11 protein-coding genes are annotated in these 13,612 nt (G+C 54.1%); 4 read left to right on the forward strand and 7 right to left on the reverse strand.

The features are described 5' to 3' along the window. Positions 1-67: 67 nt before the first annotated feature. Positions 68-691 (reverse strand): TIGR00725 family protein, encoded by a 624-nt coding sequence (locus AAC086_RS10565; protein ID WP_339778557.1) that lies wholly within the window; start codon positions 689-691, stop codon positions 68-70. 79 nt (positions 692-770) lie between these two features. On the opposite strand from AAC086_RS10565, the gene AAC086_RS10570 reads away from it, so the two are divergent. Then, positions 771-1,508: a DeoR/GlpR family DNA-binding transcription regulator gene (locus AAC086_RS10570; protein ID WP_339778559.1), complete on the forward strand. Its 738-nt coding sequence runs from the start codon at positions 771-773 to the stop codon at positions 1,506-1,508. Positions 1,509-1,543: 35 nt separating this feature from the next. Here AAC086_RS10570 and AAC086_RS10575 read toward each other — a convergent pair whose 3' ends face one another. The 5 genes from AAC086_RS10575 to AAC086_RS10595 are packed head-to-tail and all read right to left on the reverse strand — an operon-like array spanning position 1,544 to position 6,358. After that, positions 1,544-2,422, reverse strand: a complete 879-nt coding sequence (locus AAC086_RS10575) for a MurR/RpiR family transcriptional regulator (protein ID WP_339778560.1) — start codon at positions 2,420-2,422, stop codon at positions 1,544-1,546. 36 nt (positions 2,423-2,458) lie between these two features. Then, a complete protein-coding gene (locus AAC086_RS10580) occupies positions 2,459-3,442 on the reverse strand; it encodes an ABC transporter substrate-binding protein (RefSeq protein WP_339778561.1) in 984 nt (327 codons plus the stop codon). 9 nt (positions 3,443-3,451) lie between these two features. Further along, on the reverse strand, positions 3,452-4,513 hold the full coding sequence (locus AAC086_RS10585; protein ID WP_339778563.1) for an iron ABC transporter permease: 1,062 nt from the start codon (positions 4,511-4,513) through the stop codon (positions 3,452-3,454). Next, on the reverse strand, positions 4,510-5,538 hold the full coding sequence (locus AAC086_RS10590; protein WP_339778565.1) for an iron ABC transporter permease: 1,029 nt from the start codon (positions 5,536-5,538) through the stop codon (positions 4,510-4,512). Before AAC086_RS10590 ends, AAC086_RS10585 begins: the two co-directional genes overlap by 4 nt. 1 nt (position 5,539) lies before the next feature. Continuing rightward, positions 5,540-6,358: an ABC transporter ATP-binding protein gene (locus AAC086_RS10595; RefSeq protein ID WP_339778567.1), complete on the reverse strand. Its 819-nt coding sequence runs from the start codon at positions 6,356-6,358 to the stop codon at positions 5,540-5,542. Between the two features lie 284 nt (positions 6,359-6,642). On the opposite strand from AAC086_RS10595, the gene AAC086_RS10600 reads away from it, so the two are divergent. Beyond that, on the forward strand, positions 6,643-8,850 hold the full coding sequence (locus tag AAC086_RS10600) for a TonB-dependent siderophore receptor (RefSeq protein ID WP_339778569.1): 2,208 nt from the start codon (positions 6,643-6,645) through the stop codon (positions 8,848-8,850). A gap of 58 nt (positions 8,851-8,908) precedes the next feature. On the opposite strand, the gene AAC086_RS10605 is transcribed toward AAC086_RS10600, so the two are convergent. After that, a complete protein-coding gene (locus AAC086_RS10605; RefSeq protein WP_339778570.1) occupies positions 8,909-9,415 on the reverse strand; it encodes an Lrp/AsnC family transcriptional regulator in 507 nt (168 codons plus the stop codon). A 154-nt stretch (positions 9,416-9,569) separates the two neighbouring features. Here AAC086_RS10605 and asnB point away from each other — a divergent pair, with 154 nt between their 5' ends. Beyond that, positions 9,570-11,510 carry an asparagine synthase (glutamine-hydrolyzing) gene (gene asnB / locus AAC086_RS10610; protein ID WP_339778571.1) on the forward strand — a complete coding sequence of 647 codons (1,941 nt, stop codon included), beginning with the start codon at positions 9,570-9,572 and terminating at the stop codon, positions 11,508-11,510. A gap of 512 nt (positions 11,511-12,022) precedes the next feature. Continuing rightward, entirely contained in the window at positions 12,023-13,597 is a 1,575-nt protein-coding gene (gene glpD / locus AAC086_RS10615) for a glycerol-3-phosphate dehydrogenase (protein WP_339778572.1), read from the forward strand. The last annotated feature ends 15 nt before the right edge of the window (positions 13,598-13,612 follow it).

Below are 13,612 nucleotides of genomic sequence, written 5' to 3' on the forward strand. Positions count from 1 at the left end.
GTCATGCTTGTTGCATGTAATATATCGCTAACAGTTATCGAGTTAAGTGTAATTATTGTTACATATGTTACGGGGCCAGAAGGGCGATTGCCAGAGCCTCGATTGTCGCGTCAACCGACCCTTCCTTGCGCAGGCCGGGTACATCGGGCGTTGTACATAACCCAAAAACCGGCTTGCCAAATTGCAACCCGTAGGCAATTTCCGACAGGGTGCCGTATTTGCCCCCCACCGCAATTAAGGCCTGTGCCGATTGCGCGATTAAGGCATTGCGCGCCCGGCCAATGCCGGTGGCCAGCGGCAGTGAAATAAACGGGTTGGCGGCGTGCCAGTCTTCGTCGGGCAGCAGGCCAATTGTTAACCCGCCTGCCGTGTAGGCCCCGCGTGCTGCGGCTTCCATCACGCCGGTTTTGCCACCGCAAATTGTTGCCAGCCCCAAATTTGCCAATGCCTTGCCAATGCTTTCGGCGGTGGCGGTTTCGTCATCATCGGCTTCGCGCGGGCCAATGACAGCAACGGGGATGGTCCGGCATTTGCCGCTGCCGGTAACGGCACGCACGGCATTTTGCGCGCTGATGGCGGTGAGGTCATCGGGGGTGTTCTGCCCCTGCACCCATTGCCATTGCCACGCATCAAAATACATATTTTCTTCCTGCCACAGGTGGCCGGTTTTATCGGACCAAAGAAATGTCATTGTCATGTTAATCCTTGTAGGGAAGTTGTTTTGTAAGGTATCTTCCATTTCATGGTGTTGTCCATAGGGGATTTTCAAGATGTTTTCACTGTCAGACCGGCAACAGGAAGTTTTGGCCCGGATCGAGGCCAAGGGATTTATCACCCTTGAAGCCTTGGCCGACATGTTTTCGGTGTCGATGCAAACGGTTCGGCGTGATGTGATTGCGATGCATGAAGCCGGTTTGATTGAACGTTTTCATGGCGGGGCCGGGGCCAAGGGCGGTGTTTTGGTCGACCGGATGGATCATGGGCAAAAACGCATGATTGGCCGCAGCGAAAAACGCAGCATTGCCGAACATGTGGCAAGCCTGGTGCCGGACGGGGCGTTTGTTTATATCGATGTGGGCACAACGATGGAAGCGGCCGCCGAAATGCTGGCGTTGAAGCCCGCCCTGTATGTTGTGACCAACAGCTTGCATGTGGCGGCGGCCTTTGACCCGACCCGGCATGATGTACGGATTTTGCCCGGTCGGCTCAGCGGGCCGGATGGCTCGATCACCGGGGAAGAAACGGTTTTGGCCCTGCGCGCCCTGCGGCCCGATTTCGCCCTTGTCAGTTGTTCCGCGATTGAACCGGGCGGCAGCGTGATGGATTTTGACCCCGGCAAGATCGCGGTGAAACGCATGGCGATGTCGGTTGCGCGAAAGTCCTTTTTATTAGCCATAACCGGCAAGTTTGGCCGGACAGCACGGGTTGAAATTGCCGATCGTGCGGATTTTAGCGCGATTATAACCGAAGAAACCGGGGGGAATCCGGTTGCCGATAGGGCGGAGTGACGCCGCGATTGCCGTGTTCATCGAGTTTATCGGGTTTATCGTTTGGGGCGAATATTGCTGCGAATATCGACCAGCCGGTTCAGGGTTTGCAGGGTTTTTTGACGATCAACCCCCGCAAGCCCCAGCATTAGCGTTTCAATGCAGCACAGTAACGGCGCGTGCATCGCCACATGTTCGCTTTTGGCGCGTGGCAATATAATTGCGGTGGCGGCATGTTTTAACAGCGCACTTTGCCCATCGGTCACAATAACGATAATCGGGATGGATAGCCGTTCGGCCTCGGCGATGGTGGCGGCGGCTTCGCGGTGAATGCGCCCATGTGCCATCATGACAAGCGCATCGCCCGCTGCCATGGCAATAAGCTGTTCGGCCAGGGAAATGCCGGTGCGGTTTAATTCATAGGATGGAAAGCCGCTGCGCGCAAACAGGCGGGCGGCATAGGTGGCAATAATGCCCGATGCCCCGATACCAAAAACCCCGATCCTGCGGGCCTGTGCCAGCAAGGATATGGCGCGCTGCATCCCTGCGCGGTTTTCGGGTTTGGATAGTTCCTGCATCGCATGGGTTTGATCGGCAATTATGAAATCAATGGCGGCATCGGCATCTTTTGAAATTTCGTCGGTGGTTGACGCCATTTTTTCGGTCGGCGAACTGGTGGATTGCAACAAATGTTCGACCGTGTCTTTCAGGTCGCGCAACCCCTGAAACCCCAGCGATTGAATGGTGCGAATAACCGTTGCATCCGAGGTGCCGGTTTCGCGGGCAATTTCCAGTGCTGACAGGGCCAGGATATGACGCAAATTATCGCGAATATAATCTGCTGTGGCGCGCATACTGGGCGAAAGCCGCTGGGCGCGCAGGGTAATGCGTTCGGCAATGCGGTCTGTTGCAAGTTCGGGTGTCGGCTTTTTCACGCAAATGCAATCCTTTGGGCGTTTTGCTATGGCAGGTTATGGCTTGGCCGAATTTGGCGCAGCAAAGGCCAGATGTGACGCGATATGCGATTGTACCAAAGACGTCATTAATGCCAGTGCGCTGTAGGTGCTTGAAATCGCCACTTCGCGCGATACCAGAATGTAACGTCCGTTTTGGCAGGCCCTAAGGAACTGGCAAAAACCGGGAAAAACCTTTTCCATTGCGGCGCGTTCCTGCGCGGCCCCGTCGCCGCGATCCGCCCGGTAAGGATCAAAGATAAAATCGGCATCAAGGTCGGGCAAATATTCGGCCCCCACGTCGATGCGTTCGCCCTGGGGAATGTTGTCGGTCAGGGCGGGGAATTTGAAACCGGCATCGCGCAACACCCGGCCCAAAGACCGATAGGTGTGATAGACGCTGATTTTACCGTTTAACGGCTGAAAGACATTTACCGTGATTGATCCGGTTTCAAGTGTGCTTTTCAATGCATCAATGCCCGCTTGATAGCGTGTTTCAAGGGCGCGCAGCCGGTTTTGGGTGCCGGTCAGTTGCGCCAGTTTGCGATAAATGTGACGGGTGCCGCGCATACTTGCATCAAGCGATACGGTCGGGGCCAAATATTGCAAAGGTTCAATCGGGGTGGTGCGGATCGGGCTGGTAATGATCAGGTCGGGTTTTAGGGCGGCGATGGCTTCAAGATCAATCTCGGTGGAGCCGATATAGCGGATATTGTCGGTATCAAAATCCACCCCGGTAAGCAATTTGGATGTGCGCAAATAGGGTTTGCCATTAAGGCCCATGCGGCCGTGACTGGCAATCGGGATAATGCCCAGTTCGATCAACGGGACGGTAATATCCACATCATAAAGCGATATAATGCGTTTGGGCGTTGCGGGTACATCTACCGTGCGGCCCAGGTCATCGATAAAGGGTTTTGCCTGTGCGCCGGGAAGGATTGCCAGCAGCGGGAAAAGCATCAGGCAGCAGGTAAGAACGGGGCGTATTTTTAATGCGAACACAGATGTTTCCTAAAGCTGATGACGCTGTTTCCACAGCAAACCCAAAAGAACCGGCACCCCGATCAGGGCCAGCACCACACCGGCAGGCAGTTGCAGTGGCAAAAAGGCCTCCCGGCCAATGGTATCGGCACATAGCAACAATAACGCCCCCCAGATGGCACTGTTAAACAGAACGGAAAACTGGCGGCTTTGCCCGGTCGATAGCCGGGCCAAATGCGGCGCAATAAGTCCGATAAAACCAATGCCGCCCACCGTTGCCACACAGGTGGCCGATAGCACAGCCGCCGCAATAAGCTGAACCATGGCGGTAAGTTTCAAGTTGATGCCAAGGCCAATCGCCGCTTTCTCGCCCAAAAGGGCAATATCGGCGGATCGTGCGGTGGCAAACAGGGCAAGCGCGGAAATGAAGGTGAAAAATACGGCGACGGGGAAAAAATCCCACGATGCGGATGACAGGCTACCCGCAATCCAGACCAGGGCGGTTTGTGCGGTTTGGCTGTCTTGTGTGACCAACAGCATGGCGATGGCCGATGCCAGCAGCCATGACAAGCCAATGCCCACTAAAACAAACCGCAAATGCGCGACCGACCGGGCAATGACAATCGCCAGCCCGGCAACCGCCAACCCACCGGCCATGCCGATGATGGGGCGGAAAAATAACGGGATAGCGGGCATAAACAGGATTGTGACCAGAACGGCAAAAATGCTGCCTTCGCGGACACCGATTAATCCGGGGTCGGCCAGCCCGTTGCGGGTAAATGATTGCATTGCCGCCCCGGCAAGGCCCAGCATCGCGCCGCACAGGGCTGCCAGTAAAATACGCGGGATGCGCAACTGAATTAAAATCGCCCGGGTATGGGCCGGGCTTTCGATGGTTGGGGAAAACAGTGCCCAAATGTCTTTAACGCTGGTGGGGTAACTGCCCAGCATCAGCGATGTGGCGGCAAGGGCAAGCAGGGCTAAAACCAGCATTGTTGCGATGCAGACAGGGCGCACCCGAAACACAACCAGCCAATTGCGCCATTGAATGCGGATAGGGCCAGTGGCAATACCGTGATGCGGGCGGATCATCGGCTTGTCCTTATCACGATCATGATAAATACCGGCACCCCGACCAGTGCCGTGGCAATGCCGGTCGGAATTTCGTGGGGCAGCAACACCATACGGGCGGCAAGATCGGCCAGAATAAGCAAGATGGCACCGGCAAGGAGGGTAAGGGGGATGGCCTGGCGATAATTATTGCCATTAAGATAGCGCACCAGATTGGGTACAATCAGCCCGACAAACCCGATGGGGCCGACAAGGGAAACGGCCGTGCCTGCACATAATGCCGCTGCCAAAATGGTTAAAAACCGGATTTGGCGTATGGAAATGCCCAGGCCGGTGGCAACATGATCGCCCAGTTCCAAAACATTGAGGCGAGGGGCAATAAACAGGGCCAGCCCCAGCGCCAGGGCCGATGGGGCAAGGCTGGTATAGAGCATGTGCATCGTCACCCCCGCCAGATCACCGACCAGCCAGATACGAATTTTTTGCAGTGTTTCTTCATCCAGCAGCAAAATCGCGGTGGCGAGCGATGATGCCAGTGCGGAAAAGGCGATGCCGCAAAATGTGACCTTCAGCAAGGTCAGGCCGCTGCGCCCGGCCGATGAAAAAAGCACGGTGATAGAAAAGACGACAAAGCCGCCCACTGCCGCCGCAAACGGGCGCAACGGTGCCAAAACAGCCAAAGATGCCGTCGGCAGGGCCAGGGTTAGCACAACGGCCAGACTGGCCCCGGCATTGAGGCCTAAAATATGGGGTTCTGCCAACGGGTTGCGCAACAGGCCTTGTAACAGCAAACCAGACAGGCCGAGATTGGCCCCGGCGATGATGGCAGCCAGCAAGCGGGGCAGGCGAATATCCGCCAGTACCCGATGATCGAAATTAAGGCTGTCATAGGATGTGATTGTGCCAAGGATGGTCTGGAATGTCAGGGTGCGGGGGCCGAGCATCAGATATAACCCCGCGCAAATGCCTGCAAATGCAATCAGTGCCAGCAATAAGGCCGGAAAACCCGGCGCGGGTTTGGCAGCAGACGTTGCGTCAACCGACATTTTAAAACCCGCCCTGTTTGCGAAGGGGCAGAAAAACCGGCAGGCCGGAAACGGGTTCGATCAGTTTGGTGACCGGGGTTTCAAATATTTCAGTGATCAGTTCGGCAGTGCAATCCTGCGGCGAGGTTGCGGTTTGGTGAATGCGCCCGTTTTTCAGGAAAACAAGGTAATCGGCATATTGCAGGGCAAAGTTTAAATCATGCAAAACCGCAACAATTGTGCGCCCGTGTTGGGTGCGCAATTGTGCAATCAGGTCCATCACATCAACCTGATAACGCAAATCGAGATAGGTTGTCGGTTCGTCAAACAAGATGATGTCGGTTTCTTGCGCCAGGGCCATGGCGATAAAGCAGCGCTGGCGTTGCCCGCCCGACAGGGTATCGACCGCACGGTTTGAAAATTCCAGCGTACCGGTAATTTCAAGCGCGGTGATAACGGCGTTTTCATCGCGCGCCGTCCAGTGCGAAAACAAGCCCTGATGTGGGAACCGCCCCCGCGATACCAGATCATAGACCGTCATATTGGCGGGCAAAAGCGGGCTTTGCGGTAAAATACCCAGCTTGCGGGCGATGTCGCGGGTGTTTTGGCTGGCAATGTCTTTGCCATTCAAATAGGCGATGCCGCCTGACGGACGGTTTAACCGTGACAAGGCGCCCAACAATGTCGATTTTCCCGACCCGTTTGGCCCCAGCAAAACCGTTAAACAGTTTTTGGGAATCGCCAGCGATATATCGTGTAAAACCGTACTTTCCCCAAAGCTGAGAGATAAATTCTGTGTCAGCAAAGGGTGTTGGGCAGGGTTTGGGTCAATCTGGGGCATCTGGGTTCTTTGTATATGCAGGATGATCAAGGCGAATGAGAAACATTTGCGTTTGTAGTAGTCAAGAAAACAGCGATGAAGTTTTTTTGTTCGCGGGACATTTTTATCGAAATTGGCACTTTTGTGCGATTTTTTGGGGCGCTGGACCCTGCTGATCAAGGGGAATGACGCCCGATGGTAGTTTTGGACGATTATAGAAATTTGACTACTACAAAAATGACAATGATAACCACTCTCATTATCAGCATATGGGGTTTCGGGATATCCCGAAGTGAGGGCGGAGCATGAAACAGAAATATCATCGGTTATGTCGGGTAACGCTGGTTGCCGCATCGATTGGGGGCTTAACTGTCGGACGGGCAGCGCAGGCAGATGATGCCATGCCAAAGCAGCAAACCGCGCAAACGGCACAGGATGCTGCGGTTGAGTCGGATGATGGCGTAACACTGGCCCCGGTAACCGTTACCGCCGACCGCGAGATGACAGACACCGCCCGCGAGGTCAATGGCTATCAGCCTGTTGCCACAACTACGGCAACCCGAATGGAAACGCCGCTGATTGACGTGCCACAGGCGGTAAATGTTGTCAGTTCGAAGGTGATTGAAGACCAGCGCGCCAGATCGCTAGATGAAGCCCTGGCCAATGTCAGCGGTATTTCACAAACCAATACGCTGGGCGGCACGCAGGATGCCATCATTCGCCGTGGCTTTGGCAGCAACCGTGATGGCTCTATTTTGACAAACGGTTTGAAATCGGCATTGCCGCGCAGCTTTAATATCACCACAGACCGGGTCGAAGTTTTAAAGGGGCCGGCATCGTCGCTTTATGGCATTCTTGATCCAGGTGGCATGATCAACCTGGTCACCAAAAAACCGCAAGATACCTTTGGGGGCAATGTTTATGGCAGCCTTTCCAGCTTTGGCGGCGGTACCACCGGCTTTGATGTGACCGGACCGGTCGCCGAGGGATCGCCGCTGTCGTTTCGTTTGTTGGGCGAGCATGAAAAAACCGATTACTGGCGGAACTTTGGCGACATAAAACACGACCAGATCGCCCCGTCGCTGCGCTGGCAGGGCGACGATACCGATGTGACTGTGTCGTATTTTCATGAAACATATAGCGTGCCCTTTGACCGGGGCACGGTGTTTGACCCCAATACCGGCCATGCTGTGGCGGTTGATCCTGAAATTCGTTTCGATGAACCTTATAATATTACCAAAGGGAAAACCGATACCGTCCAGCTTGATGTTGACCATGACCTTGGTGATGGCTGGAACATTGGTTTTGATTATGGCTATAGCCGCAACACATATTCTGACAATCAGGCGCGTTTGCGGTCCTATGACCCGGCAACGGGCAATCTGGTGCGGCGCGCCGATGCCACCCAAGGCTCCACCATCATTCAGCATTCTGCCCGGCTCGATGTGACGGGTAAGGCTGACATTGGCGGGTATCGGAACGATATTTTGTTTGGGTCGTCCTATGATAACAGTGATACCTTGCGCACCGATATGATCCGCTGTGGCAATACCGGCGGGTTTAACATTTATAATCCGGTATACGGCACCTTGCCGGCCTGTAGCACGGTATCGGCCCCCAATAGCGATCAGACCGAAAAGCTGTCGACCGTTTCATTTTACGGGCAGGATTCGCTGCATCTGAGCGATCAGTGGATTTTGGTTGGCGGGTTACGGTTCCAGTATTACGATATTCTGGCGGGCAAGGGCCGCCCGTTTAAAACCAATACCGAACGTTACGGCCACGAGGTTATTCCCAATGGCGGGATCGTTTATAAGCTGACGCCGGATGTTTCTTTTTATGGCAATGCGGCCAAAACTTTCCGCCCGCAATCTTCGATTGGCAGTTATGTTGGCAATATTGCGCCCGAAGAAGGGGTGTCTTACGAAATTGGCACCAAATTGCAAATCGCCGACGGGTTAACATCAAATATCGCCGTTTATACCAGCGAAAAGCAAAACGTTGCCTATTCCGAGGTGATTGGCGGGGAAACCGTGGTCAAGGCGGCGGGACTGGTGCGGGCGCGCGGGTTAGAGGTTGATCTGGCCGGGGCGCTGAGCGACCATCTTGATCTGATCGCCAGTTATGGCTTTACCGATACCCGCATTATGGAAGACCCGGATTATCAGGGCAAACGGTTGCCAAATGTGGCGCGCCATACCGGGTCACTGTTTTTGGCTTATGATTTTGAAAATGCCGTTCCCGGTGCCAGCAAGTTCCGCGCGGGTGGGGGCATTCGTGCGGTTGGTAAACGCCCGGGAGATAATAATAACAGCTATGATTTGCCAGGATATGCCACAGCCGATCTGTTTGCCGCCTATACTGTCGATGCGGCGCGCCCGGTTACGTTTCAGCTTAACCTTAAGAACATTTTCGATAAGGTTTATTACACATCCTCAATCGGGTCGAACACCCTTTCGAACCAGATTGGCGAGCCGTTTAATGCGGTGCTGAGCGTGAAGGTGGATTTCTGATCGTGCCATAATATCGGGCCTGAACGAACAGCTTTCGGGCTGTTTGTTTGGGCCTGTATTAATCTGAAAAAGCGCCGCGCAGCGGGGTGGGGGCGGTCAGGCTGTCTAGCGGGTAGCCTGCGAAACTTTTGGTGCGTTCCATGACAATATGGCCGCGAAAGGTTTCGATGCCGATGCTGTCTTTGATCAGCTTTTCCTTGACGCTGTTAAAATGCGGAATATCGCGGCAGATCATATCAAGGCTGTAATCAAATGGTCCGGCGATTTTATAGCACGAAATAACTTCGTCGACCTCGGCAATGGCGGCTTCAAATTGTTTGAAATCTTCGACCAGATGGCTGCCCAGGGTGACTTCGGCCATCACATGCAAATTAGCCCCGATTTTATCAAGGTCGATATCGGCGATATATTGCGAAATCATGCCGTTTTCTTCAAGTTTACGCACCCGTTCCAGGCAGGGCGACGGCGACAGGTTAACCGCTTCGGATAAATCGAGGTTCGATATCCGGCCATTGGTTTGCAAGATCTGCAATATGCGAATGAAAATTCGGTCAAGTTTCAACATTCCTTGCTTATGCCTTAACCTGGCATGAAAGAAAAGTTACTGATTTCCATTGTCGCGCGCGCTGGTGTTCGCTATTACCGGAGCAGACCCAAAAGCGGCAATGATCGCGGTTAAATTTATCAGGGTCAGGACTCTAGGGCATCAGGGGATTCCTATGTGCGGCATTACCGGCCTGTGGATACCAAAGCAGACAGGACAAGGCAGCATCGGCGCGACAGTTAGCGCCATGAACAATGCCCTGTTTCATCGTGGGCCGGATGGCGGCGATGTGTGGGTGGATGATGCCGCCGCAATTGCCCTGGGGCAGCGGCGTTTGGCAATTATTGACCTGAGCGATGCGGGCAAACAGCCGATGCATTCCGCCGATGGCCGTTATGTGATGGTCTATAACGGTGAAATTTATAATGCCGAGGATCTGCGCGCCAAACTGGCCCGCCACAACATTGCCTGGCGCGGCCATTCCGACAGCGAAGTGATATTGGAGGCCTTTGCCCATTGGGGCGTTGGCGAAACTCTAAAATTGCTGATTGGCATGTTTGCCATTGTGTTGTGGGACCGCCAGGCCCACAAAATGGTCATGATCCGCGACCGTTTGGGCATCAAGCCGCTTTATTGGACCCACCATGACGGCAAATTCGGCTTTGCATCGGAATTAAAGGCACTGGTGGCAGGCGGGGTGTGCCCGCGCGACGTCGATAGTGGTGCGCTCGACACTTATTTGCGCTTTGGATATGTACCGTCGGGCCAGTCGATTTATCGTAAAACCCGGCAATTGCGCCCGGGCCATATGATTGAAATTGATGCCGACGGGCAAATGCGCGATTCCGTCTATTGGTCGATGGAAGATGTTGTTTTAAATGGCCGCAACAACCGCTGGGCAGGCGATGATGACAGTGCGATTGAGGCGCTGGAAGATTTGCTGCGCGATGCAGTCAAACGCCGGATGGTTGCCGATGTGCCCTTGGGGGCGTTTTTATCGGGCGGGATTGATTCATCGACCATCGTTGCCCTGATGCAGTCGGTGTCGGATCGCCCGGTAAAAACCTATTCCATCGGTTTTGAAGACGAAGCCTTTAACGAGGCCGCCTTTGCCGGTGCGGTGGCAAAACATTTGCGCACCGATCATACCGAGCTTTATGTCACAGCCGAGGATGCGCTTAATATCGTGCCCAAACTGGCCGATATGTATGATGAACCGTTTTTTGACAGTTCGGGCATTCCCACGGCCCTGATGTCGACATTGACGCGCAAGGAAGTCACCGTGGCCTTGTCGGGCGATGGCGGGGACGAAACATTTGGCGGGTATAATCGCTATTTGTGGGCCAAAAACCTGGCAAAAACGGCGAAATCGATTCCGTTTGGGGCAAAACAGATTGCAGGGGCGTTAACCCTGTTATCCCCCCGCCAGTGGGACCAGGTGTGTTCGGTTCTGCCGGTTGGTGGTAAAACCGGCACGATTGGCGATAAAATTCACAAGGTTGCGCCGCTTTTGGCGATTGGCAATGATATTGACCGTTATGTCGCCTTGCTGGAATTGTGGGACCCGCTAATTGTGCGGCCCAATGGCCGCGGCGATGAAAAACCCGCCATCTTCCATGTGCCGGGCGAAAAATTTTCGCGCAATCGCAGCCTTGATTATATCTCGTCCATGCAGGTCATGGATACGATGATGTATATGGTTGATGATGTGCTGACCAAGGTTGACCGGGCATCGATGGCGGCATCGCTTGAGGTGCGCGTGCCCTTGATTGACCATCGCGTGATTGAATTTGGCTGGCGCTTGCCTGCACATTTAAAGATCAGTGACGGGGTGGGCAAGGTTGCCTTGCGCCGGATATTGCATAAATACGTGCCCGATGATCTGATCAATCGGCCCAAAACCGGGTTTGGCGTGCCATTGGCAAGCTGGCTGCGCGGTCCTTTGCGCGACTGGGCCAATGATTTGCTGGCCCGCCCCGCCCTGTATGATGAGCTTGGCCTCGACCGCACCCTGATAGACCGGGCGATGAAAGATCATCAGGCAGGGGCCGCGAACAATGCCCATCGTCTATGGTCCATTCTGATGTTGTCAGCCTGGCAGCAACGCTGGCAATAGAGGGCGGGTTTTCACCCGGCGGGACAGATGTTTTCTGTTTGTTTCCTGCTTGTTTGATGTGGCGCGCACCGGAATAGGACGCGTTCCGATGTGGCAACCTTCAATTCCCATAAATATTTTCGAAATATTACATTTTGTTTTCGCATCCCTGATTTATGAAGGACAGTTTACGTCCCGCATCATGCTGTCGAAAGTACTTTTCTTTTAATATGACCCATTTTGTTTGTTTTTGGCGGTGTTTGGCGGCGTTACACCGCTCGCCCGATGCGCCGCATCGCGCAGCGCGCTGTGCCTTGCCAAACGACACGCCAAAAACAAACAAAATGGGTCATATTAAAGGAAATGTGCTTTATGTCTGAATTCATTGATTTCCAAATGCAGGATGGCCTGAAACGCCTGCATCGGGTGGTCTTTTCCGGCGCATCTTTCAAAATGTCATAATCTTCGTCTTGAAGAATGTTCGAAAGTGAACTAAATAGCGTTCATTCAGAAAATTTATCAAGGTCAGTGCAATGTCACGTGTATCGCAGCATTCCGATCCAGCCATTGAAAATCCGTCCGTTTCGGATGGCGATTACGACCTTGTGGTGATTGGGGGCGGTATTAATGGCACCGGCATTGCCCGCGATGCTGCCGGGCGGGGCTTGCGTGTGTTGTTGTGCGAAATGAACGACCTTGCCAGTGCCACCTCGTCGGCCAGTACCAAGCTTATTCATGGTGGGCTGCGCTATCTGGAACATTACGAATTTCGGCTGGTGCGCGAGGCCCTGAAAGAACGCGAGGTTTTGTGGGGAAATGCACCGCACATTATTTGGCCGCTGCGCTTTGTGCTGCCCCATGTGCCGGGTTTGCGGCCGACATGGATGATCCAGCTGGGTCTGTTTTTATACGACCATTTGGGCGGGCGCAAAAAACTGCCGGGCAGCGAAGGTATCAACCTGGCAACACACGCCGCCGGGCAGCCGTTACGGGGCGATTTGCGCAAGGGGTTCGTTTATTCCGATTGCTGGGTCGATGATGCGCGTCTGGTGGTGCTAAATGCGATGGACGCACGGGATCGCGGGGCCGAAATTTTAACCCGGACCGAATGTGTTGGTGCGGCGCGCCAGGCCGACGGGTGGGATGTCACCCTGCGCCGCAAGGATGGGGGCGCAAGCCGCAAGGTGCGGGCAAAAATGCTGGTCAATGCTGCCGGGCCGTGGTGTGCATCCTTGATTGATCCGCAAAACGGTGTGGTGGATGCGCAAAAACCGGCATCCATTCGCTTGGTCAAAGGCAGCCACATTGTGGTGCCCAAACTGTTTGATCATGATCAGTGCTATATTTTTCAAAACCCTGATGGCCGCATTGTTTTTGCCATCCCTTATCAGGGCGATTTCACCCTGATCGGTACCACCGATGTGGATTACAAAGGCGATCCTTCCAAGGTGAAAATCACCGAGGATGAAACCGCCTATCTGTGCGAACTGGCAACCAGTTATTTTAAAAAACCGGTTACACCCGATCGCGTTGTCTGGACCTATTCCGGGGTGCGGCCGCTTTATGGGGGCGAAAGTGAAAATGCGTCACAAGTGTCGCGCGATTATACCCTGAAACTGGATGACGGTCAGGGCAAGGCGCCGCTTTTGAACATCTTTGGCGGCAAGATCACCACGTACCGCAAGTTGGCCGAACATGCCTTGCAGATCATTTGTAAAAATCTGGGCAAGGACGATGTTTCCTGGACTGCAAAGGCCGTTTTGCCCGGCGGTGATTTGCCCGGTGGTTTTGGTGCTGCCCTCGAGCAGTACGGGCGGAAATATCCGTGGGTGCCCAAAACCATGTTGTATCGTTTGCTCCGTGCCTATGGCAGCAAAATCACGTCTGTTTTGGCTGATGCCGGAAGCCTTGATGACCTGGGCCAGCATTATGGACATGATCTTTATGAAGCTGAGCTCTATTATCTGATCGATCAGGAATGGGCCTGTGACGTTAAAGATGTCATCTGGCGGCGCTCCAAGCTGGGTTTGCGGTTAAGCGAGGCTGAAATAACCCGCATTCGCCAACGTCTGGAACAGGATGCCACGGTTATTGATGCGGCCCAATAGGCCGATCCTGCGCCC

It is taken from the genome of uncultured Thalassospira sp. (assembly GCF_963976115.1).
GTDB lineage: Bacteria > Pseudomonadota > Alphaproteobacteria > Rhodospirillales > Thalassospiraceae > Thalassospira.

Excerpts from the sequence above, each read along its gene's own strand:
- AAC086_RS10585 (WP_339778563.1), bottom strand. The coding sequence starts at position 4,513 with ATGATCCGCCCGCATCACGGTATTGCCACTGGCCCTATCCGCATTCAA.
- AAC086_RS10570 (WP_339778559.1), top strand. The coding sequence starts at position 771 with ATGTTTTCACTGTCAGACCGGCAACAGGAAGTTTTGGCCCGGATCGAG.
- AAC086_RS10605 (WP_339778570.1), bottom strand. The coding sequence starts at position 9,415 with ATGTTGAAACTTGACCGAATTTTCATTCGCATATTGCAGATCTTGCAA.
- AAC086_RS10565 (WP_339778557.1), bottom strand. The coding sequence starts at position 691 with ATGACATTTCTTTGGTCCGATAAAACCGGCCACCTGTGGCAGGAAGAA.
- AAC086_RS10600 (WP_339778569.1), top strand. The coding sequence starts at position 6,643 with ATGAAACAGAAATATCATCGGTTATGTCGGGTAACGCTGGTTGCCGCA.
- AAC086_RS10595 (WP_339778567.1), bottom strand. The coding sequence starts at position 6,358 with ATGCCCCAGATTGACCCAAACCCTGCCCAACACCCTTTGCTGACACAG.
- asnB (WP_339778571.1), top strand. The coding sequence starts at position 9,570 with ATGTGCGGCATTACCGGCCTGTGGATACCAAAGCAGACAGGACAAGGC.
- glpD (WP_339778572.1), top strand. The coding sequence starts at position 12,023 with ATGTCACGTGTATCGCAGCATTCCGATCCAGCCATTGAAAATCCGTCC.
- AAC086_RS10590 (WP_339778565.1), bottom strand. The coding sequence starts at position 5,538 with ATGTCGGTTGACGCAACGTCTGCTGCCAAACCCGCGCCGGGTTTTCCG.